Raw genomic sequence first — 22,409 nt, 5'->3', positions numbered from 1 at the left:
GCTCCCCTATTTTTCCAGACAACGGTGACGCTTTTGACCAGCACACTCTCCTCCCTTGCCCGCGATATCGACGGCAAGGCCATTTCTGCCCAGGTTCTCGACGAGGTTCGCGACGAGGTCCTGCTGCTTGCCACGCAAAAAATCTTCCCGGCCCTGGCCGTCGTGCTGGTGGGCAACGACCCGGCCAGCGAAGTGTATGTGCGCAACAAACTGCTACGGGCCAAGGAAGTCGGGATTCGCTCCCTTGAATACCGGCTGCCGGATGACGCCAGCCAGGCGCAAGTGCTCGACCTGCTTGCCCAGTTGAACGCCGACGCGTCGGTCAACGGCGTGCTGGTGCAGTTGCCGTTGCCGGCGCATATCGATGAGGCGGCCGTGATCCATGCGATTGACCCGATCAAGGACGTGGACGGTTTCCACCGTGAGAACGTCGGCGGCCTGGTGCAAGGCATCGAGGTCCTCACGCCCTGCACGCCCAGCGGCTGCATGCGCCTGCTGCATGAAACCTGCGGCGATTTGAGTGGCTTGCACGCGGTGGTGATTGGTCGCTCGAACATCGTCGGCAAACCGATGGCGACCCTGCTGTTGCAGGCCAACTGCTCGGTCAGCGTGGTGCACTCGCGCAGCGTCGATGCACCGGCGTTGTGCCGCTTGGCCGACATCGTCGTCGCCGCCGTCGGGCGGCCGCAGTTGATCGATGCCAATTGGCTCAAGCCCGGCGCGGTGGTGATCGACGTGGGGATCAACCGCATCAGCACCGAGACCGGCACACGGTTGGTGGGCGATGTGGACTATGCCAGCGCACGCACCGTGGCCAGCGCGATTACACCGGTGCCGGGGGGCGTGGGGCCGATGACGATTGCCTACCTGCTGAAGAACACCCTGGTGGCCAGCCAGTTGCAGCGCAACAAAGCAACTGTGGGAGAGGGCTTGCCCCCGATGGCAGTGGGTCAGCTACAAACAAGCTGCTGATCCGGCGCCATCGGGGGCAAGCCCCCTCCCACATTAAAAAGCGGCGTTTACTCAGGGGGAGGATCAGTGGTTATAAGCCCGCCCGTTATGCTCGGCCAGGTCCAACCCCATCCACCGTGGCGCAGCAAGGCAACTGTGGGAGGGGGCTTGCCCCCGATGGCAGTGGGTCAGCTACAAACAAGCTGCTGATCCGGCGCCATCGGGAGCAAGCTCCCTCCCACATTTTGAGCTGCGTTTACTCAGGGGGAAGATCAGTGGTTGTAAGCCCGCTCGTTATGCTCGGCCAGGTCCAGCCCCATCCACCGTGGCGCAACAAGCCCCCTCCCACATTAAAAAACTGCGTTTACTCAGGGGGAGGATCAGTGGTTATAAGCCCGCCCGTTATGCTCGGCCAGGTCCAACCCCATCCACCGTGGCACAGCAAGGCAACTGTGGGAGGGGGCTTGCCCCCGATGGCAGTGGGTCAGCTACAAACAAGCTGACTGATCCGGCGCCATCGGGAGCAAGCTCCCTCCCACATTTTGAGCTGCGTTTACTCGGGGGGAGGATCAGTGGTTGTAGGCCCGCTCGTTATGCTCGGCGAGGTCCAGACCCATCTCTTCCACCGACTCATGGGCGCGCAGGCCGACCAGGGCATTGACCACCTTGAGGATGATCCAGCTGACCACGAAGCAGTATACGGTGGTCAGCGCCACCCCTTTGAGCTGTGCCACCACCTGCGCGCCCATGGTCACGCCTTCCACCAGGCCGCCCATGGACGGCACGCAGAACACCCCGGTGAGCACGGCGCCGATCATGCCGCCGATGCCGTGCAGGCCGAATACGTCGAGGCTGTCGTCGTAGCCGAAGCGCCGCTTCAACACGGTCACGCTCAAGTAGCAGAACACCCCGCACAGCAAACCGATGGCCAACGCGCCGCCGACGCCGACATAGGCGCACGCCGGGGTGATCCCCACCAGGCCGGCCAATGCACCGCTGGCCAGGCCCAGGGCGCTGGGTTTGCCGACCTTGAACCACTCGGTGAACATCCAGCCGAGAATCCCCGCACAGGCGCCCAGTTGGGTGTTGAGCATGACAATCCCCGAGGTGCCGTTGAGGCCGCCGCCGGAGCCGATATTGAAGCCGAACCAGCCGACCCAGAGCATCGCCGCACCGGCCATGGTCAGGCTCAGGTTATGCGCGGGCATCGGCGTGTTCTGGTAGCCCTTGCGCTTGCCGAGGATCAGGCATGCGGCGAGCGCGGCCACACCGGCGTTGATGTGTACGGCGGTGCCGCCGGCAAAGTCGAGCACGCCCCAGTTATGCATCAAGGCCCCCGGACCGCCCCAGACCATATGCGCCACCGGGGCATATACCAGGGTGAACCAGATGGCCATGAACAGCAGCGCCGCCGAGAACTTCATGCGTTCGGCGAAGGCGCCGGCGATCAGCGCCGGGGTGATGATCGCGAAGGTCATCTGGAAGGTCACGAACACGCCTTCCGGAATATCCCCCACCAGGCTGTCGGGGGTCATGCCCGCCAGGAACGCGCGGCTCAGGCCGCCGACAAAACTGTTGAAGGTCACCTGCCCTTCGACCATGCCCGTGGTGTCCACCACCATGCTGTAGCCGTAGATCACCCACAGCACGCCCACCAGCCCGGCGACGCCAAAACACTGGGTGAACAGCGAGAGCATGTTTTTCGCCCGGACCAACCCGCCGTAGAACAGCGCGAGCCCCGGCAGGCACATGAACAGCACCAGCACCGCGGCGGTGACCATCCAGGCGGTGCTGCCGGTGTTCAAGGTGGGCGCATCGGCGGCCTGGGCCAAGGGTGCGAAGGCACCGGCGGCCAATAAGCCGAAGAGGGATTTGCCGAGAAGACGATTGATCATGTTCAAAGCTCCTGCAAAAGATAGGGGAGATGCTGGTAGGAGCGAGCTTGCTCGCGAAAAACGTCCAGACAACGCGGGCATCCAGGATCCCCGCGTTATCGTTAACGACCTTCGCGAGCAAGCTCGCTCCTACAGGGGTGGAACGCCGTAACAGCCGGCAAGCCGGCTCGTAACTCAGTAACCGGAACCCGGCACCCAACGGGTCCCCGCCAACGGCACCCGGGCCATGGCGGCCGACTCCACCGTCAGCGCCACCAGGTCCTCGGGGTCGAGGTTGTGCAGGTGCGACTTGCCACACGCACGGGCCATGGTCTGGGCTTCCAGCACCATCACCCGCAGGTAGTTGGCCAAGCGCCGCCCGCCTTCCACCGGGTCCAGGCGTTTCGACAGCTCCGGGTCCTGGGTGGTGATGCCGGCCGGGTCGCGGCCGTTCTGCCAGTCGTCGTAGAAGCCGGCGGCCGAGCCGATCTTTTTCAGTTCCGCGTCCAGCCGCGGGTGGTTGTCGCCCAGGGCAATCAGCGCGGCCGTGCCGATGGCCACCGCATCCGCGCCCATCGCCATGGCCTTGGCCACATCGGCGCCGTTGCGAATCCCGCCCGACACAATCAACTGGACCTTGCGGTGCATGCCCATCTCTTGCAAAGCCTGTACCGCTTGGGGGATGGCCGACAGAATCGGGATGCCCACATGCTCGATAAACACTTCCTGGGTGGCGGCTGTGCCGCCTTGCATGCCGTCGAGCACGATCACATCGGCACCGGCCTTGACCGCCAGCTTCACGTCGTAATACGGCCGGCTGGCGCCGATTTTCACGTAGATCGGTTTTTCCCAATCGGTGATTTCGCGCAACTCGGCAATCTTGATCGCCAAGTCGTCCGGGCCGGTCCAGTCCGGGTGGCGGCAGGCGCTGCGCTGGTCCACGCCGATCGGCAAAGTGCGCATGCCGGCCACGCGTTCGGTGACTTTCATGCCCAGCAACATGCCGCCACCGCCGGGCTTGGCGCCCTGGCCGAGAACGATCTCGATGGCGTCGGCCTTGCGCAGGTCATCGGGGTTCATGCCGTAGCGCGACGGCAGGTACTGGTACACCAGGTGCCGCGACTGGCCGCGCTCTTCCGGGGTCATGCCGCCGTCACCGGTGGTGGTGCTGGTGCCGGCGATGCTCGCGCCACGGCCCAGGGCTTCCTTGGCGTTGGCCGACAACGCACCGAAACTCATGCCGGCGATGGTCACCGGGATCTTCAGGTGGATCGGCTTCTTGGCGAAGCGGTTGCCGAGGATCACGTCGGTGCCGCACTTCTCGCGATAGCCTTCCAGCGGGTAACGCGACACGCTGGCGCCCAGCAGCAACAAGTCATCGAAGTGCGGCAGCTTGCGCTTGGTACCGCCACCGCGAATGTCGTAGATGCCGGTTTCGGCGGCACGCTGGATTTCCTGGATGGTCAGGCGGTCGAAGGTGGCCGACTCGCGCAACACTGGAGGGGTTTTTTCACTCATGGTGTAGCTCCTGGTTCAGTACGCGGAGGCGTTATCGACTTTGAAGTTGTACAACTGGCGGGCCGAGCCGTAGCGCTTGAAATCCGCAGCGCGGTGGGCGAAACCGGCGCGATCGAGCAGCTCTTGCAGCTCGTGCAGGTGCTCGCTGCGCATCTCTTTTTCGACGCAATCGGAGCCCAGCGACTCCACCGTGCCCTTCACGTAGATGTGGGTTTCGTACAGCGAGTCGCCCAGCGCGTCGCCGGCATCGCCGCAGACGACCAAACGCCCGGCCTGGCCCATGAAGCAGCTCATGTGGCCGATGCTGCCGCCGACCACGATGTCGATGCCTTTCATGGAAATCCCGCAACGCGCCCCCGCGTCGCCTTCGATCACCAGCAAGCCGCCATGGGCCGTGGCCCCAGCCGCCTGGGACGCGCTGCCTTTGACGCGCACCGAACCAGACATCATGTTCTCGGCGCAGCCCACGCCGACGTTGCCGTGTACGGTGATCGACGCCTGTTGGTTCATGCCCGCGCAGTAGTAGCCGGCGTGACCCTCGATATCGATGGACACCGCCTGATTCACCCCGACCGCCAGGTTGTGCTTGCCGTTGGAGTGGGTGACGCGCCATTCGTTGTCGATGGCCTGCGCGTGCAGCGCCTGGTTGAGGTCACGCACGGTGGCGGTGGAAAGATCGATGATTTTCATGTGTGCGCTCCTTAAGCTGACTGGCGTTCCCAGATGTACAAAGTGGCCGGTGCGGGCTCCCAGATGCGGGCGTTCTCGATGCCTGGCAGGCTCGACAGCGCCTGGTACTCGGAGGCCATGGCGACGTAGTCGTCGGTCTCGGCGAGGATCGCCGGCTTGCACGCGATCGGGTCGCGGATCACCGCAAAACCGTTGCGCGTGCCGATGGCGAAGGTGAAGAAGCCGTCGAGGTCTTCCAGGGCGTGGTCCAACGCCTCTTTGAGCGAATCGCCCTGTTGCAGGCGCCAGGTCAGGTAGCCGGCGGCGACTTCGGTGTCGTTGTCGGTTTCGAAATGGATGCCTTCGCGCTTGAGTTCCTGGCGCAGGCGGAAGTGGTTCGACAGCGAACCGTTATGCACCAGGCACAGGTCGGCCCCGGTGGAAAATGGGTGGCTGCCTTCCATGGTCACCGCGCTTTCGGTGGCCATGCGGGTGTGGCCGATGATGTGGCTGCCTTGCATGCTCGCCAGGCCAAAGCGCTGGGAAATTTCCTGGGGCAGGCCCATGCCCTTGAGGATCTCGATGCTCTGCCCGGCGCTCATGACGCGCACGCTCGGCGCCAGTTCGGCCAAGGCCAGGCGCACCGGGGCTTCGTCGGCGTGGATCTTCAACACGGCGGCGCTGGCGTTCTGAAACCAGTCCAGCGAACAGCCCAGGCGCCCTTCCAGTTCGCCCATCAGGGCTTTCCAGTCGAAGCCCTCGGTGGTCGCTTGCAGGGTCAGCTTGACCCAGCCGTCGGCGACTTCATCACCGTAGATGGCAAAACCCGCACTGTCCGGGCCACGGTCGGTCATGGCCTGCAACATCGGTTCAAACAACTGGCCGAGCTGGGGTTCCAATCGGGGGTTTTTCAGGTACAGACCTACGATTCCACACATATCAAGTCTCCGTCACACGGTGTCAGAAAAATTCGGTATAGCGCTGGACTTCCCAGTCGCTCACATGGCGGCTGTATTCCACCCACTCCATGCGCTTGAGCTTGATGAACTCACCCACGATCTGCGGGCCCAGCACCTCGGCGAACAGCGGGTCGGCTTCCAGCGCGTCGCAGGCTTCCTTGAGGGATTGCGGCAAGGTCTTGATGCCGCGCTCGGCGATCTGCTCCAGGCTCAGGCTGTAGAGGTTTTCGTTGCAGACGTGGTCGATTTCCAACTCGCGATCGATGCCGTCCAGGCCCGCCGCGATGATCGCGGCGCTGACCAGGTAAGGGTTGCAGCCGGCATCCGGCAGGCGAAACTCCAGGCGGCCGTAAGGCACGCGCACCATGGCCGAACGGTTGTTGGCACCAAACGCGATAAAGGCCGGGGCCCAGGTGGCGCCGGACAGCGAATTGCCCACCACCAGGCGCTTGTAGGAGTTGACGGTGGGCGCGGCGAAGGCACACAGCGCCGGGCCATGGGCGAGCAGGCCGGCGGCGAAGTGATAGGCCAGTTTCGACAGGCCCATGCCGCTCGGGTCGCTGGCGTCATGGAACAGGTTTTTGTTCTCGGCGCTGCTGATCGACAGGTGAAAGTGCATGCCGTTGCCGGCGCGTTTCGGGTCGGGCTTGGGCATGAACGAACAGATCATGCCCAGGTCGTTGGCGATCTCGCCGGCGGCCATGCGGAAGAAGGTAAAGCGGTCGGCCGAGGTCAGGGCGTCGCTGTAGGTGTAGTTGATCTCGAACTGGCCGTTGGCGTCTTCGTGATCGATCTGATAGACCTCGAAATCCACCGCCTGCAAGGCTTCGGTCAGGCGCTCCAGGAACACCCGCGAGCGCGACAGGCCCTTGTAGTCGTAGCAGGGCTTGTCGAGGTTGTCGCTGGGGTCGACCAGTTGCAGCTTGCCCTGTTCATCGCGGCGCATCAGGTTGAATTCGGGTTCCAGGCCGGTGTTCAGCGTCCAGCCCTTGTCTTGCAGGCGCTGCACCTGCTGCTGCAGCACGTAGCGGCTATCAAAGGGATGGGGCTTGCCGTCGACATGCCCGACGCACACCACGCGCCCGTAACCCGGCTGCCAGGGCACCGGGGTCAGCGTGGACAGGTCACCCCGCGCCATGAAGTCAGGGCCGTGGGGTTCCATGCCCATGCCGCTGATGGCAAACCCGGCAAACCCGGCGCCCTCTTCGGCCACCGTCTTGAGCCCGCAAATCGGCACCGACTTGGTCTTGGCCGCACCGTGTATATCCACAAACTGCGCAAGCACGTACTTGATGCCGTACTTGTCGATGATGCGCTGGGTTTCTGCTGGCAACATTGCGTGTCACTCCTCGCGAAAGGCAAAACCGTGTGGGTGGGCCTAGACTGTCTTTTTATTCTTAAAAAGAAAGTTAGTTTCCCCACAGGAATGCAATACCCTTGCCAGATTCGCGAGCGGCCGATCGAAGTGCCGGTGAAAGCGCTTTTGTGCTGTATATATGGGAAAATTCTTTTCCCCGTGGGAATACGTGCCGGGGCGCGGCCGCCAAGCGCCGTCGCTTGCACTTTCCTAGTGCGAAACTAATATTACTGAACGGAAAGCGTGCAGGATCTGATGACTATGTCCACCGAAACCGCCCCCCGCCTCAAGCTGGAGCAATACCTGGGTTTGCAGATCAAACGCCAGCGCCAGGCCCAGGACCTGAAGCTGTCCGACGTGGCGAAGATTGCCGATATCAGCCAGGGCATGTTGAGCAAGATCGAAAACGCCCAGGTCTCCACCAGCCTCGACACCCTGAGTCGCCTGTGCGACGTGCTCGGGCTGCCGTTGTCGAAATTGTTCGCCGAATACGATCAACAAGATGGCAGTGCCTTGTTGGTCAAAGCCGACCAAGGCATGGAAGTGGTGCGCCGGGGGACGGAAAAGGGGCATACCTACCATCTGCTCAACCATACGCGGGGGCCGAAGAAGAGCTTTGAGGCGTACATGGTCAGCATGGATGACGCCAGCGAGGAGTTCCCGACCTTTGCCCACCCGGGGACCGAGTTTCTGCACTTGCTGGAAGGGGAGCTGATTTATCGGCATGGGAATCAGCTGTATCGGATGGAAGCCGGCGACAGCCTGACGTTCGAGGGCGAGATTCCCCATGGGCCGGAAGAGTTGGTGCGGGTGCCGATTCGCCTGCTGTCGATCATGAACTACGGCAACGACAAAGAGTAATCCGGACTCGATACACCTGAAGCACAGAGATCCAATTGTGGGAGGGGGCTTGCTCCCGATGAGGGAGTGTCAGTGAATGCATCTTTGAAGTGCGCCCCAAAAGTTGGACAGTGATTGTTAGGCTACAGCGGACCGGGCTCTGTACGCTACAGGGCTCAGTCCGCCAAGCTTCGTTTTGATTCGTTTATGGTTGTAGTAATGGATGTATTCAGCCAGTCCAGCCTGCAACTGAGCCACGCTGTCGAAGCTTTCCCTGTAGTAAAATTCTGACTTCAACGTACCAAAGAAGCTCTCCATTGTGGCGTTGTCATAGCAGTTTCCTCTGCGTGACATGCTCTGTTCCAACCCTGCTTTTTCTAGTTGATCCCGGTACTTTGGGTATCGATAGTGCCAACCCTGATCCGAGTGCAGCATGGGTTTGACGCCCTCAGGCAAGCGCTCAAGAGCTTGTTCCAGCATGTCGCCCACCAACGCATATTGGGGGCGCGTGGCGGTCTGATAAGCCACGATTTCTCCGTTGTACAAGTCTAAAACTGGAGACAGATACAGCTTTCCGCCAGCCACTTTGAACTCGGTGACATCCGTTACCCATTTCTGATTCGGTTGTTCAGCCTCGAACTGACGAGCCAGGGTATTGGGCGAGACTTTTCCCATCGGCCCTCGATACGATCTGTATTTCTTCGGTCGTACCGTACATTTCAGACTCAACTCCCCCATCAGTCGCCGCACCGTTTTACTGTTGATCAACTGTCCGTTGCTGCGCAGAGCTAAAGTCATACGACGATAGCCGAAGCGCCCCTTATGCTCGTCTTGAAGGCTCTGGATAGAGGCTTTCAGCGAAACGAACCGGTCTGATCCGTCCATCGCCTTGAGTTGGTAGTAGTACGTGCTGCGGGCGAGCCCAACCAGTTTGAGCAAAGGGTCCAAAGGGAAGCTTTGCCTCAACTCAGAGACTAATCGGGCTTTTTCTTCGCTTCTTTCTCGCGCCTCATTACCGCCTCGCCTAACTCCCCAAGCTTTTTTAGGTAGGCGTTCTCCATGCGCAAATACTGGAGTTCATCAAGTAAAGCCTTGTGAGCACGCTCTTGGTCGGTGAGTGGGGCAGCCGTTTTTCGAGGTTTAGCTGGTGGTTTGGACATAGCGATATTCAATCCTTTTTCCCCTGAGGCCAGGGCTTCAATACCGCCACTGTAATACTGCTGCTGCCATCTGCCCACTTGGGTAGAGTCACCCAGATTGAAGAGTGCCGCTGCGCGGCGAAAAGAGAGGGAGTCACGCCACATGCGTTGCAGAACGGAGAACTTGAACAAAGCACTATAACGTCCACCGGAACTACTCAGACTGGCCTCACCGTGCAGCCGGTAAGCTTCCACCCAGCGGCGAAGCAAAGTGGGGTCCATTTGAAATCGGGCTGCAATATGGCGAAAGCCTCGGCCTCGCTCTAGGAAGGCGGTAATGGCGGAAAGTTTGAACTGCGCGGTGTACTTGCTCATGAAAAAGCCCCAGGAGTTGGATGAGTGTCCAACTTTTGGGGCGCACTTCATCTTTCACTGACCCCCCCTCATCGGGGGCAAGCCCCCTCCCACATTTTTGACCGCGTTCGACGCCGTCCTCCCCGATAAAAATTTCCCCTCAGTTAAAAAACTTTCCCAAAACCCCTAGACGCCCCGCGTCCATTCCCCTATAAAGCCAACTCAGGAATATTTTATTCCTCACAAGAAAATGCGCTCACGGAACGAGCCTGCTGTCCTCTGACGTTTTTTCGCTATGCGATGAGCTGCCGCCATCATCCCGAGGACGTGTCATGCAACACGAAAAAAACCATTTCATCATCAAGGTCACTTGTCCCGCGGTGTCCGGCATTGTCGCTGCCGTCACCACGTACCTGGCGGACAACGCGTGCTACATCGGGGAGATGGCGCAGTTCGATGATGACTTCAGCGGCCGCTTCTTCATGCGTGCCGTGTTCCGTTTCAACGATGGCCACGCAGGCGATCTGGAACAGATCCGCGCCGGTTTCGCCGACGTCGCCCAGGCCTTCGACATGCAGTGGGAGCTCTACGACACCCGCGAGCCGATGCGCGTGCTGCTGATGGTGAGCAAGTTCGACCATTGCCTCACCGACCTGCTCTACCGCTACCACAAGGGCGAGATGGACATGACCATCACCGCCATCGTCTCCAACCACCTCGACCTGCGGCCCATGGCCGAGCGCGAGGGCATCCGCTTTATCTACCTGCCGGTGTCCAAGGACACCAAGGCCGCGCAGGAAGCCGAACTGATGAAGATCGTCGACGACACCCGCACCGAACTGGTGGTGCTGGCGCGCTATATGCAGATCCTCTCCGACGACCTGTGTCGGCAACTGTCGGGGCGTGCGATCAATATTCACCATTCGTTCCTGCCCGGCTTCAAAGGCGCCAAGCCCTATCACCAGGCCTATCAGCGTGGCGTGAAGTTGATCGGCGCCACCGCGCACTATGTCACCAGCGACCTGGATGAGGGTCCGATCATCGAGCAGGAAGTACAACGCGTCGACCATGTGTACAAGCCCGACGACCTGGTTGCTATCGGCCGTGACACCGAGACCGTGGCCCTGTCCAAGGCGGTCAAGTACCACCTGGGGCACCGGGTGTTTCTCAACCAGGACAGAACGGTGGTGTTCCGGTGAACGAGCCTAAACTGATCGATGGCAAAGCCGCCGCTGCGCGGGTGCTGCTGCAGGTCCGCGAGGACGTAGCGCGTCTGCATGCGCAAGCTATTCAACCGGCCCTGGCGGTGATCCTGGTGGGCAACGACCCGGCCAGTCAGGTCTATGTGCGCAACAAGGTCCTGCGTGCCGAAGAAGTGGGCATCCGCTCCCTGGAGCATCGGCTACCCGACGATACCAGCACCGAACAACTGTTGATCCTGATCGCCCAGTTGAATGCCGACCCGGCGATTCACGGCATCCTCCTGCAATTGCCGCTGCCGGCGCAGATGGACGAACTGCGCGCCCTGGAAGCCATCGCACCGCACAAGGACGTGGACGGTTTCCACAGCCAGAACGTCGGCGGCCTGAGCCAGGGGCGCGCCGTGCTCACGCCCTGCACCCCCGGCGGTTGCCTGTATCTGCTGGAGCAAACCTGTGGCGACCTGCGCGGTAAACACGCGGTGGTGGTCGGCCGTTCGAACATCGTCGGCAAGCCCATGGCGGCGCTGCTGCTCAAGGCCGATTGCTCGGTGACGGTGCTGCATTCGCGCAGCCACAACGCCCAAGCCCTGTGCCGCCAGGCCGACATCGTGATCGCCGCCGTGGGCCGCCCACGCTTGATCGATGCCAGTTGGCTCAAGCCTGGCGCGGTGGTGATCGACGTCGGTATCAACCGCATTGACGACAACGGCCGCAGCCGCCTGGTCGGCGATGTCGACTTCACTGCCGCCCTGCCCCACGTCGCCGCCATCACCCCGGTCCCCGGCGGTGTCGGCCCGATGACCATTGCCTTCCTGATGAAAAACACCGTGACCGCCGCCCTTGCGCAACATCACGCCCTACGCAGCCAATCGGAGGCCGTATGCCATTCAATCTATTGAAATACGGGCTGAGTTCGGAGTACCCGGTGGAGGTGGATCTGCCACCGCCCAAAGAGCTCAAGTCGAGTTACGACGTGGTGATCATCGGCGCCGGCGGCCACGGCCTGGCGACCGCCTACTACCTGGCCAAGTACCACGGCATCAGCAACATTGCCGTGCTGGAAAAGTCCTACCTGGGCGGCGGCAATACCGCGCGCAACACGGCGGTGATCCGCTCCAACTACCTGACCAGCGAAGGGGTGCGCTTCTACGCCGAGTCAGTGAAGATGTTCCAGGCGCTGTCCAATGAATTCGATTTCAACATCATGTACTCCGAGCGCGGCCAACTGACCCTGGCCCACACCGACGCCACGGTGCGTTCGTTCCGCCAGCGCGCCGAGGTCAACAAGCACTTCGGCGGGCGCACCGAGATGCTCGACCGCCAGCAGATCCGCGAACTGGTGCCCAGCCTCAACCTCGACCCCGGCCACCTGCCGGTGCTCGCCGGGCTCTGGCACATCGACGGCGCCACCGCGCGCCACGATGCGGTGGCCTGGGGCTACGCCAAGCAGGTGGCCAAGCGCGGCGTGGAAATCCATCAACTCACCGAAGTGCAAGACCTGATCATCGAGAACGGCGCCATCACCGCCGTGAAAACCAATCGCGGCACCATCCGGTGCGGTTGCGCGGTGCAGGCGATTGCCGGGCACAGTTCGCTGTTGATGGCCAAGGCCGGCATCCGCTCGCCGATCCAGACCTTCCCGTTGCAAGCCATGGTGACCCAGCCGTTCAAGCCGTTCCTCGACCCGCTGGTGAGTTCCTCGGCCCTGCACTGCTACGTGCAGCAAACCAGTCGCGGCGAAGTGGTGTTCGGCGGCGGTTCCGATCCCTACCCGCTGTTCAACACGCGCTCGACCCTGGACCTCAAGGAAAGCCTGCTGGCCCATGCCATCGAGATGTTCCCGTTCCTGGCCAACGCCAAGTTGATGCGCCAGTGGACCGGGATCACCGACATGACCCCGGACTACAGCCCGATCATGGGCCTGTCGCCGGTGAACAATTACTACCTCGACGCCGGTTGGGGCACCTGGGGCTTCAAGGCCACGCCGATCTGCGGCAAGACCATGGCCGAGTTGGTCGCCAGCGGCGGCAAGGTGCCGGAGCTGATCAAACCCTTCGGCCTCGAACGTTTCTCGACCTTCCAGCAAGTCAACGAAATGGGCGCCACGGCGGCCAGCCATTGATGGAGAGCGGACTATGAAAATCATGATTTGCCCGCTCAACGGGCCGCGCAATATCAGCGAGTTCACCTACGGCGGCGAGTTCAAGTCTATGCCCGATCCGGTCAACTGCAGCGACGCCGAATGGGCCGACTACGTGTTCAACACCGACAACCTCGCCGGTGTGGTGCGCGAATGGTGGATGCACACGCCGTCCAGCTATTGGTTCCTCGCCGAGCGCCACACCGTCACCGATGAAATCCAGCGCACCTTCGACCCCAGGGAAGTGTTCAACACGCGTGTCGACTTCAACGCCGCCAAGGAGATCGCCGGATGAACCGCCTCCCCGCCCCCATGGGCCTGCTGATCCAACGCGATCAGCCACTCGATTTCAGTTTCGACGGCCACCCCTACCAAGGCTTGCAGGGCGACAGCATCGCCAGCGCCCTGCTTGCCAACGGGCGCTTCCTGATGTCGCGTTCGTTCAAATACCACCGTCCACGCGGCCCGCTGAGCATGGCCGGCCAGGACGCCAACAGCCTGGTGCAATTGCCCCAGGAACCCAACGTGCTGGCCGATGCCCACGCGCTGACCAACGGCCTGGCGGTGAGCGCGCAGAACGTCAATGGCACGCTGGACAACGACCGCGATGCCTATATGGGCAAGTTCTCCAAATTCATGCCGGTGGGGTTCTATTACCGTTCGTTCTACAAGCCCAAGGGCATGTGGAAAGTGTGGGAGCCAATCATCCGTAAAAAGGCCGGTTTGGGCGTGCTCGACCTGAACTTCCAGCCCGAGTACTACGACAAGGCTTACCTGTTCACCGACCTGGCCGTCATCGGTGCCGGCCCCGCCGGTTTGCAGGCGGCGCTGACCGCCGCCGATGCCGGGGCCAAAGTGCTGCTGATCGAGCAGCAGCCGATCCTCGGCGGTTCGCTGACTTATGCGCGCTTCGATATCGCCGGCACCCGCGCCGACAGCCTGCGCCGCGAATTGCTCGGCGCGGTGCAGCAACACGCGAATATCCAGGTGCTCACCGAGGCCACCTGCAACGCCTGGTTCACCGACAACTACCTGCCGGTGATCCAGGGCAAGCGCATGTACAAAGTGCGCGCGCAGCAGTGCCTGGTGTGCAGCGGTTCGTTCGACCAGCCGGTGATCTTTCGCAACAACGACCTGCCGGGGGTGATGCTGACCAGTGCCGCGCAACGCCTGATGAGGCTCTACGCCGTCAAGCCCGGCAAACGCGCGGTGGTGCTGACCGGCAACGATGACGGCTACCTCGCCGCCCTCGACCTGCATGACCAGGGCGTGGACGTCGCCGCCGTGATCGACCTGCGCCACGCCGCCGCCGACCAGGCCCTGGCCGGCGCGCTGGCGCAGCGCAAGATCCGTTGCCTGCCCAACAGCACGGTGTTCGAGGCCTTGCATGAAAAAGGCCTGCGCCATGTGAAGGGTGTCGATGTGCGCCAGATCACCGCTCAAGGCCAGGTCAGCGACAATGGGCAGGTGATCGACTGCGACTTGCTGTGCATGTCGGCCGGCTATATGCCGGTGTACCAACTGCTGTGCCAGGCCGGCGGCAAGCTGGCCTATGAGGACTCGCGTGCGGAGTTCAGCCTCAGCGGCCTGCCGCAGAACCTGAATGTGGCCGGTTCGGTCCACGGTCGGCACCAACTGGACAACGTGCTGGTAGACGCGACCAACGCCGCCAACACCGTCGCCCTCGCCCTCGGTTTGATCACGGCCAGCGCGCCCGTACCGCTGCGCGCCGAAGCCCAGGTCAACTTCAACTGGCCGATCTTCCCGCACCCCAAGGGCAAGGATTTCGTCGACTTCGACGAAGACCTGCAAGTGGCGGATATCGTCAACGCCACCCGCATCGGCTACCGCGATGTGCAACTGGTGAAACGCTATTCCACCGTCGGCATGGGCCCGTCCCAGGGCCGCCACTCGGCGCTGCCGACCGCACGCCTGGTGGCCTGGGCGACCCAGCGCAACATCAGCGAAACCGGCGTCACCACCGCACGGCCGCCGTTTGTCGCGGAGAAACTCGCCCATGTGGCCGGGCGCGCCTTCGACCCTTACCGGCAAACGCCGATGCATGCGCGGCACCTGCAGGCCGGGGCGAAGATGATGCCCGCCGGCATCTGGCAACGCCCGGCCTATTACGGCAAGGCCGAGGACCGCGACGCCTGCATGCAGGCCGAGGCGCTGCATGTGCGCAACAAGGTCGGGCTGATCGATGTGTCGACCCTCGGCGGCCTGGACGTGCGTGGCCCGGATGCCGCCGAACTGCTCAACCGGATGTACACCTTCGCGTTTCTCAAGCAGCCGGTGGGCCGTTCGCGTTATGCGCTGATGACCAATGAACACGGGGTGGTGATCGACGACGGCGTGTGCGCGCGGCTGGCCGACAAGCACTTCTACGTCACCGCCACCACCAGCGGCGTCGACCGCATCTACCAGCAGATGCTCAAGTGGAACGCGCAATGGCGCCTGGACGTGGATGTGACCAACGTCACCGCCGCGATCTGTGCGGTGAACGTGGCCGGGCCGGATTCGCGCAAGGTGCTGGAACAGCTGTGCAGCGACCTCGACCTGAGCGCCGAGGGTTTCCCTTACCTCGGCGTGCGCCAGGGCACGGTGGCCGGGATCAAGGCGCGACTGCTGCGGGTCGGCTTCGTCGGCGAACTGGGTTATGAAATCCACGTGCCTGCACGCCACGGCCTGGCGTTATGGGATGCGTTGATGGCCGCCGGCAAAGCCTTTGATATTCGCCCCTTCGGCGTCGAAACCCAGCGTCTGCTGCGCCTGGAAAAAGGCCACGTGATCATCAGCCAGGACACCGACGGTATGACCCATCCGGCGGAAATCGACATGGGCTGGGCGGTCAGTCGCAACAAACCGTTCTTCGTCGGCCGCCGCTCGGTGGACATCCTCGAAGCCCAGCCGCTGAAACGCAAACTGGTGGGCTTCAGCTTGCCCAAGGGCAGCGTGCAACCGCTGGAAGGCCACTTGGTGCTCAACGGCCCGGACATCAGCGGCAACGTCACCTCGTGTGAATACTCCGCCAGCCTGGGCCGGATCATCGGCCTGGCCTATGCCGGGATCGACCAGAGCACGCCGGGGCAATGCATTCCGATTCGCGTCGAAGGCGGCATCGTCGTCCAGGCCGAAGTGGTGCAGCTACCGTTCTTCGACCCCACCAACCAACGCCAGGAGGGTTAAGCCATGACCAGTCTGAAAGCCCACGAATTGCTCACGCCGCCCTGCCGCCTGATCGACCAGACCGACCTGCCCCGGGTCGGCTTTCGCGGCGCACACAGCGCCGATTACCTCACGGCGCGAGGCTTCAGCCTGCCCGCTGCGCCCAACCAAGCCAGCGCGCAAGCGGACGGCGGTTGGGTGGCGCGCCTGTCGCAGAACGAATACCTGTTGCTGGGCAGCCCGAAGGATCAGGGCCAGCGCATCGCCGATGAAGAGGCGCGCTGGGAACTGGACCACCGCGCCCACTACCTGCTGCCGCGCCAGGACAGTCACGCCTGCGTGTTGCTCAGCGGCGGCGCGATTGCCCAGGTGATGGCCAAGCTGTGCGGCGTCGACCTCAGTTTTCCGGCCTTCAAGCCGGGAGCGGTGGCGCAGACGGCGGCGGCGCGGATCAATGTGATCGTCATCCACTCGGGAAGCGTGGAGGCGCCAGCGTTCCATATCCTCTGGGACCGCGCCTCGAAGGAGTACTTCGAAGGTGCGTTAATGGATGCGTTGGAGGAGTTTGGCGGGAACGGCCTACACAGCAGATGAAGCAGACGTGCCCCCGTGGCCTAAGAAGCAACGGGCATCTCATGTCGATATCGGTCAAACAGGTGGGAGCGGGCGGGCGCTGACGCGTCGCCCGACAGCGCCACACGCAGCCCGATTTTTTCACAAGACTGATCCGTAGTTCTGGCGCTTATCTGATCTGCTAATGCGATACATGGCCAATAGCCATCTCTCACCTTTACCCCAGCATTTATTGGTTAAAAGACCAAGAACTGACGTTCATCGGGCGCTTGAAAAAGCAGTTGCATGCTTTGTATTACGGTATACCATCATACTTACAAACCTATAAAAACCGCTCTACCGCCGAGGACCGTCCCATGATCGATGCCGCTCTCTACAAACAAGTGATGGGTTCGTTTCCGTCCGGGGTCACCGTGATCACCACGCTCGATGACGACGGGCAAATCGTCGGGCTGACCGCCAGCGCGTTCAGTTCATTGTCGATGGACCCGGCGCTGGTGCTGTTCTGCCCCAACTACAGCTCCGACTCGTACCCGGTGTTGATCAAGAACAAACGCTTTGCCATCCATGTGCTCTCCGGCGGGCAGCAAACCGAAGCCTATGCCTTTGCGCGCAAGGGCAAAGACAAGGCCCAAGGCATCGAGTGGACGCTCAGCGAGCTGGGCAACCCGATCCTGGCGAATGCCACGGCGGTGATCGAATGCGAGTTGTGGCGCGAGTATGAAGGCGGTGACCACGCGATCATGGTCGGCTCGGTGAAGAACCTCATCGTGCCCCAGCAGAACGCCGGGCCACTGGTGTATTGCCACGGCAAGATGGGCGCCCTGCCCATGCCGGCCTAGGCCACACACAAAATTTTGTGGGAGGGGGCTTGCCCCCGATGGCGGAGGAACAGCCAGCTTATCTGTAGCTGACCCACCGCTATCGGGGGCAAGCCCCCTCCCACAGTTTGGTTGCGGGGTGTCAGCCCCGCTCCAGTGGCGTGAGCGAGCACGCGATCATGGTCGGCTCGGTGAAGAACCTCATCGTGCCCCGGCAGAACGCCGGGCCACTGGTGTATTGCCCATGCCAGCCTAAGCCACACACAAAACTTTGTGGGAGGGGGCTTGCCCCCGATGGCGGAGGAACAGCCAGCTTATCTGTAGCTGACCCACCGCTATCGGGGGCAAGCCCCCTCCCACAGTTTGATTGCAGGGTGTCAGCCCCGTCCCAGTGGAGTGAGTGACCAAGCGATCATGGTCGGCTCGGTGAAGAACCTCATCGTGCCCCGGCAGAACGCCGGGCCACTGGTGTATTGCCCATGCAGGCCTAAGCCACACGCAAAACTTTGTGGGAGGGGACTTGCCCCCGATGGCGGAGGAACAGCCAGCTTATCTGTAGCTGACCCACCGCTATCGGGGGCAAGCCCCCTCCCACAGTTTGATTGCGGGGTGTCAGCCCCATCCCAGTGGAGTGAGTGACCAAGCGATCATGGTCGGCTCGGTGAAGAACCTCATCGTGCCCCAGCAGAACGCCGGGCCACTGGTGTATTGCCCATGCCAGCCTAAGCCACACACAAAATTTTGTGGGAGGGGGCTTGCCCCCGATGGCGGAGGAACAGCCAGCTTATCTGTAACTGACCCACCGCTATCGGGGGCAAGCCCCCTCCCACAGTTTGATTGCGGGGTGTCCGCCCCGCTCCAGTGGCGTGAGCGACCACGCGATCATGGTCGGCTCGGTGAAGAACCTCATGCACGTTGAGGATGATCAGCACAGCCACCAGAATCACCGGTAGGCTGGCAATCACCGCAAAGGCCAGGATCAGTTTTTGTTTTATGTTCATCGGGCTCACCTTCCTTGTGAGGTGAGGGTGTAACCGTTGGAGAGAAAAGCTTTGTGGATATTCCATATTATGGTATACCAACAATCAATCCGCCGAACAGCCGTTATCCAAGGCAAGCGTTACAACGGTGAGAGCACTTAAGGGCCCGTGGTCGACAGGCCGATCACAATAGATCCGAGGTAAGCGTCATGAAGTTTTCCCTGTTCGTACACATGGAACGTTGGGACGAGAGCATCAGCCACCGCCAGTTGTTCGAAGACTTGACCGAATTGACCCTGATGGCCGAAGCCGGTGGCTTCAGCACCGTATGGATTGGCGAGCACCACGCCATGGAATACACCATCTCGCCAAGCCCGATGCCGTTGCTGGCTTACCTCGCGGCCAAGACCACCACCATTCACCTGGGCGCCGGCACCATCATCGCGCCGTTCTGGCACCCGCTGCGGGTGGCGGGTGAATGCGCCTTGCTCGACGTGATCAGCAACGGCCGCATGGAAGTCGGCCTGGCCCGCGGCGCCTACCAGGTCGAGTTCGACCGCATGGCCGGCGGCATGCCCGCTTCCAGCGGCGGCCAGGCGCTGCGCGAAATGGTCCCGGTGGTGCGCGCGTTGTGGCAAGGCGACTATGCCCACGACGGCGATATCTGGAAATTCCCCACCTCCACCAGCGTGCCCAAACCCGTGCAGAAACCCCACCCGCCGATGTGGATCGCCGCCCGCGATCCGGACTCCCACAATTTCGCGGTGGCCAACGGCTGCAACGTGATGGTCACGCCGCTGATGAAGGGCGACGAAGAAGTCCTGGACCTGAAAAACAAATTCCAGACCGCCCTCGACAACAACCCCGGCGTGCCGCGCCCGCAATTGATGGTGCTGCGCCACACCCACGTACACGCCGCCGACGACCCGCAAGGCTGGAAAGTCGGGGCCAAGGCGATCTCCAAGTTCTATCGCACCTTCGATGCCTGGTTCGGCAACAAGGAGGTGCCGGTCAACGGTTTCCTGGCGCCGAGCCCGGAAGAGAAATTCGCCGGCCGCCCGGAGTTCGAGCTGGACAGCCTGCACAAGACCGCCATGATCGGCACCGCCGAAGAAATCATCCCGCGTATCCAGTACTACCAGGAGCTGGGCGTGGATGAGTTCAGCTTCTGGTGCGACAACAGCCTGCCCCATGCCGAGAAGAAAAAGTCCTTGGCGCTGTTTATCGAGCAGGTCGTGCCAGCGTTTCGTTGATCGCTGAATAACCAAGCCGCTTGCCTCTTCACGGAGCAAGCGGCTTTTTTGCGCCCGGCTATCATCACCCTACAGGGAAGAGTCTATTACCGAGCCAAATGTACTAACCAGTTACTTATCTTGCTAAAATCGCGTTTTGCCCCTCCCACTCGAGTCCTGTCGACATGAAACGAGCATCGCGCGCCACTGGCGCCTCTAGATTCCTCCTCCTGGGCCTGGGCGTGATCATCGCCCTGCTCGGCCTCGCGCTAGCCGTTGGCGGCTTCAAGCTGGTCAGCCTGGGCGGCTCCTGGTACTTCCTGATCGGCGGCGTGGTCATGGCCGTTTCCGGGCTGTTGATTGCCCAGTGCAAAACCGCTGGCGCGTGGTTGTTTGCGGCGTTCCTGGTGGGCACCGCGATCTGGGCGGTGGCGGAGGTGGGGCTGGTGTTCTGGCCGCTGTTTTCGCGGCTGTTCATGTTCGCGGTGGTCGGCCTGGTGGTGGCGCTGGTGTATCCGCTGCTGGCCGGCCGACCTGCGCGCGCTGCTTATGGCATCGCCGCCGTCCTGGCGGTGGGCGTGGCGGTCGCGGCGGGCAATATGTTCGTGGCTCACCCAAGCGTAGCGCCGACAGGTAAAGGCCCTGGCATCACGCCAGTGGCCGCAGCCGATGCACAGAAAGACTGGGCCCACTACGGCAACACCGAAGGGGGCAGCCGTTTTGCCGCGCTGGACCAGATCAATCGCGACAACATCGACAAACTCAAAGTGGCGTGGACCTACCACACCGGCGACGTGGCCATCAGCGACGGCAATGGTGCCGAAGACCAACTGACGCCCCTGCAGATCGGCAACAAAGTGTTTATCTGCACGCCGCACAACAACCTGATCGCCCTGGACGCCGACACCGGCAAAGAGCTGTGGAAGAACGCAATAAACGCCAAGTCGGCGGTATGGCAGCGTTGCCGAGGCATGGCGTATTTCGATGCCAGCGCGCCGATCGCACAGCCGACCCAGCCGAACAGCTCGCCGATCATCGCCGCCAGCGTGGCAGCCGGTGCGCAGTGCCAGCGTCGCTTGCTGACCAACACCATCGATGCGCGCCTGATCGCCGTGGATGCCGACACCGGTAAATTCTGCGAAGACTTCGGCACCCACGGCCAGGTGGATCTCAAGGCCGGCCTGGGCGATGTGCCCGACAGTTATTACCAATTGTCCTCGGCGCCGTTGATCGCCGGCACCACCGTGGTGGTCGGTGGCCGCGTGGCCGACAACGTGCAGACCGACATGCCCGGTGGCGTGATCCGTGGCTTCGATGTGATCAGCGGGCAAATGCGCTGGGCCTTCGACCCGGGCAATCCGGACGACAAACAAGCGCCGGCAGCAGGCAGCACCTATGTGCGCAGCACGCCCAACAGTTGGGCGCCGATGTCCTATGACCCACTGATGAACACCGTGTTCCTGCCAATGGGCAGCTCGTCCACCGATATCTACGGTGTGGAACGCACCCAGCTGAACCACAAATACGGGGCTTCCGTGCTGGCGCTGGACGCCTCCACCGGTGCTGAAAAGTGGGTGTACCAGACCGTCCACAATGACCTGTGGGACTTCGACCTGCCGATGCAACCGAGCCTGATCGACTTCACCCCGCCGGGCAGCGACAAAGCCGTACCGGCGGTGGTGATCGGCACCAAGGCCGGGCAGATCTATGTGCTCGACCGCGCCACCGGCAAGCCGCTGACCGACGTGCAGGAAGTGCCGGTCAAGGCGGCGAATATCCCCAACGAACCGTACTCGCCAACCCAGCCCAAATCCCTGGGCATGCCGCAGATCGGCGCGCAGACCCTGACCGAGTCGGACATGTGGGGCGCCACGCCCTATGACCAGTTGCTGTGCCGCATCGACTTCAAAGGCATGCGCTACGACGGCCTGTACACCGCGCCGGGTACCGACAAATCGCTGAGCTTCCCCGGCTCCCTGGGCGGCATGAACTGGGGCAGTATTTCCACCGACCCGGTACACGGTTTTATCTTCGTCAACGACATGCGCCTGGGCCTGTGGATTCAGATGATCCCATCGCAGAACAAGGCCCAGGCCACGTCCGGTGGCGAAGCGCTGAACACCGGCATGGGCGCGGTGCCACTCAAGGGCACGCCGTATGCGGTGAATAAAAACCGCTTCCTGTCGGTGGCCGGCATCCCGTGCCAGGCGCCGCCATTCGGCACCCTCACCGCCATCGACATGAAGACCCAGAAAATCGCCTGGCAAGTGCCGGTCGGCACCGTGGAAGACACCGGCCCCCTGGGCATCCGCATGCACCTGCCGATCAAGATCGGCCTGCCGACCCTCGGCGGCACGCTGTCGACCCAGGGCGGCCTGATCTTTATCGCCGGCACCCAGGACTTCTACCTGCGCGCCTTCAACAGCGGCAACGGTGACGAAATCTGGAAGGCCCGCCTGCCCGTCGGCAGCCAAGGCGGCCCGATGACCTACGTGTCGCCGAAAACCGGCAAACAGTACGTCGTGATCACTGCCGGCGGTGCGCGCCAGTCCACCGACCGTGGCGACTCTGTGATCGCCTACGCCCTGCCATAACCCTGCCCTTTCGCGCGGTGCCCCCGTACCGCGCGTTG

Annotated in this window: 18 protein-coding genes and 2 pseudogenes; 13 read left to right on the top strand and 7 right to left on the bottom strand. The window is 62.3% G+C overall.

Annotated features, from left to right (window positions below):
- Positions 1-24: 24 nt before the first annotated feature.
- Entirely contained in the window at positions 25-972 is a 948-nt protein-coding gene (locus J2Y83_RS10120) for a bifunctional 5,10-methylenetetrahydrofolate dehydrogenase/5,10-methenyltetrahydrofolate cyclohydrolase (protein ID WP_253394889.1), read from the top strand.
- 548 nt (positions 973-1,520) lie between these two features.
- Here J2Y83_RS10120 and J2Y83_RS10115 read toward each other — a convergent pair.
- From J2Y83_RS10115 to glnT, 5 genes are all read right to left on the bottom strand, one after another.
- On the bottom strand, positions 1,521-2,846 hold the full coding sequence (locus tag J2Y83_RS10115) for an ammonium transporter (RefSeq protein ID WP_253394887.1): 1,326 nt from the start codon (positions 2,844-2,846) through the stop codon (positions 1,521-1,523).
- A gap of 174 nt (positions 2,847-3,020) precedes the next feature.
- Positions 3,021-4,343 (bottom strand): FMN-binding glutamate synthase family protein, encoded by a 1,323-nt coding sequence (locus J2Y83_RS10110; RefSeq protein ID WP_253394885.1) that lies wholly within the window; start codon positions 4,341-4,343, stop codon positions 3,021-3,023.
- Positions 4,344-4,358: 15 nt separating this feature from the next.
- The gene (locus J2Y83_RS10105; protein WP_253394883.1) at positions 4,359-5,033 is read right to left on the bottom strand and encodes a protein glxC; all 675 of its coding nucleotides are present in this window, start codon (positions 5,031-5,033) and stop codon (positions 4,359-4,361) included.
- A gap of 11 nt (positions 5,034-5,044) precedes the next feature.
- The gene (locus J2Y83_RS10100; RefSeq protein WP_247405636.1) at positions 5,045-5,950 is read right to left on the bottom strand and encodes a class II glutamine amidotransferase; all 906 of its coding nucleotides are present in this window, start codon (positions 5,948-5,950) and stop codon (positions 5,045-5,047) included.
- A gap of 22 nt (positions 5,951-5,972) precedes the next feature.
- Complete coding sequence (gene glnT / locus J2Y83_RS10095) at positions 5,973-7,307, bottom strand: type III glutamate--ammonia ligase (protein ID WP_253394881.1); 1,335 nt, start codon at positions 7,305-7,307, stop codon at positions 5,973-5,975.
- A gap of 282 nt (positions 7,308-7,589) precedes the next feature.
- On the opposite strand from glnT, the gene J2Y83_RS10090 reads away from it, so the two are divergent.
- On the top strand, positions 7,590-8,189 hold the full coding sequence (locus J2Y83_RS10090) for a helix-turn-helix domain-containing protein (RefSeq protein WP_046383917.1): 600 nt from the start codon (positions 7,590-7,592) through the stop codon (positions 8,187-8,189).
- A gap of 117 nt (positions 8,190-8,306) precedes the next feature.
- On the opposite strand, the gene J2Y83_RS10085 is transcribed toward J2Y83_RS10090, so the two are convergent.
- Positions 8,307-9,682 (bottom strand): IS3 family transposase gene (locus J2Y83_RS10085; RefSeq protein ID WP_253394879.1). Its coding sequence is split into 2 segments (ribosomal slippage): positions 8,307-9,179 and positions 9,182-9,682, totalling 1,374 coding nucleotides; the frame shifts between segments, so codons are not numbered across the junction.
- A 311-nt stretch (positions 9,683-9,993) separates the two neighbouring features.
- On the opposite strand from J2Y83_RS10085, the gene purU reads away from it, so the two are divergent.
- The 9 genes and pseudogenes from purU to J2Y83_RS10035 all read left to right on the top strand — a co-directional run.
- Entirely contained in the window at positions 9,994-10,860 is an 867-nt protein-coding gene (gene purU, locus J2Y83_RS10080) for a formyltetrahydrofolate deformylase (protein ID WP_247405642.1), read from the top strand.
- Positions 10,857-11,762: a bifunctional methylenetetrahydrofolate dehydrogenase/methenyltetrahydrofolate cyclohydrolase FolD gene (folD, locus tag J2Y83_RS10075; RefSeq protein WP_253394877.1), complete on the top strand. Its 906-nt coding sequence runs from the start codon at positions 10,857-10,859 to the stop codon at positions 11,760-11,762. Before purU ends, folD begins: the two co-directional genes overlap by 4 nt.
- Complete coding sequence (locus J2Y83_RS10070) at positions 11,744-12,985, top strand: FAD-dependent oxidoreductase (RefSeq protein WP_253394875.1); 1,242 nt, start codon at positions 11,744-11,746, stop codon at positions 12,983-12,985. The genes folD and J2Y83_RS10070 overlap by 19 nt, the downstream gene beginning before the upstream one ends.
- A 13-nt stretch (positions 12,986-12,998) precedes the next feature.
- Complete coding sequence (locus J2Y83_RS10065; protein WP_253394874.1) at positions 12,999-13,298, top strand: sarcosine oxidase subunit delta; 300 nt, start codon at positions 12,999-13,001, stop codon at positions 13,296-13,298.
- Positions 13,295-16,192: a 2Fe-2S iron-sulfur cluster-binding protein gene (locus tag J2Y83_RS10060; protein WP_253394872.1), complete on the top strand. Its 2,898-nt coding sequence runs from the start codon at positions 13,295-13,297 to the stop codon at positions 16,190-16,192. Before J2Y83_RS10065 ends, J2Y83_RS10060 begins: the two co-directional genes overlap by 4 nt.
- A gap of 3 nt (positions 16,193-16,195) precedes the next feature.
- Positions 16,196-16,765: a sarcosine oxidase subunit gamma gene (locus J2Y83_RS10055; protein ID WP_253394870.1), complete on the top strand. Its 570-nt coding sequence runs from the start codon at positions 16,196-16,198 to the stop codon at positions 16,763-16,765.
- 335 nt (positions 16,766-17,100) lie between these two features.
- On the top strand, positions 17,101-17,586 hold the full coding sequence (locus J2Y83_RS10050) for a flavin reductase family protein (protein ID WP_253394869.1): 486 nt from the start codon (positions 17,101-17,103) through the stop codon (positions 17,584-17,586).
- Between the two features lie 381 nt (positions 17,587-17,967).
- Positions 17,968-18,042 (top strand): annotated as a pseudogene (locus J2Y83_RS10040) (flavin reductase family protein); the annotation flags it as partial.
- A 160-nt stretch (positions 18,043-18,202) separates the two neighbouring features.
- Positions 18,203-18,277 (top strand): annotated as a pseudogene (locus J2Y83_RS10035) (flavin reductase family protein); the annotation flags it as partial.
- 10 nt (positions 18,278-18,287) lie between these two features.
- On the opposite strand, the gene J2Y83_RS10030 reads toward J2Y83_RS10035, so the two are convergent.
- The gene (locus J2Y83_RS10030) at positions 18,288-18,566 is read right to left on the bottom strand and encodes a hypothetical protein (RefSeq protein ID WP_253400462.1); all 279 of its coding nucleotides are present in this window, start codon (positions 18,564-18,566) and stop codon (positions 18,288-18,290) included.
- Between the two features lie 188 nt (positions 18,567-18,754).
- On the opposite strand from J2Y83_RS10030, the gene J2Y83_RS10025 reads away from it, so the two are divergent.
- Complete coding sequence (locus J2Y83_RS10025) at positions 18,755-19,798, top strand: LLM class flavin-dependent oxidoreductase (RefSeq protein ID WP_253394868.1); 1,044 nt, start codon at positions 18,755-18,757, stop codon at positions 19,796-19,798.
- Positions 19,799-19,962: 164 nt separating this feature from the next.
- Positions 19,963-22,371, top strand: coding sequence for a glucose/quinate/shikimate family membrane-bound PQQ-dependent dehydrogenase (locus J2Y83_RS10020; protein WP_253394867.1), 2,409 nt, complete (start codon positions 19,963-19,965; stop codon positions 22,369-22,371).
- Positions 22,372-22,409 lie beyond the last annotated feature (38 nt).

This window comes from Pseudomonas marginalis (genome assembly GCF_024169655.1).
Lineage (GTDB): Bacteria > Pseudomonadota > Gammaproteobacteria > Pseudomonadales > Pseudomonadaceae > Aquipseudomonas > Aquipseudomonas paraveronii.
Note: the sequence above shows the minus strand (reverse complement) of the source record. Positions and strands in the feature narration are given on the sequence as shown.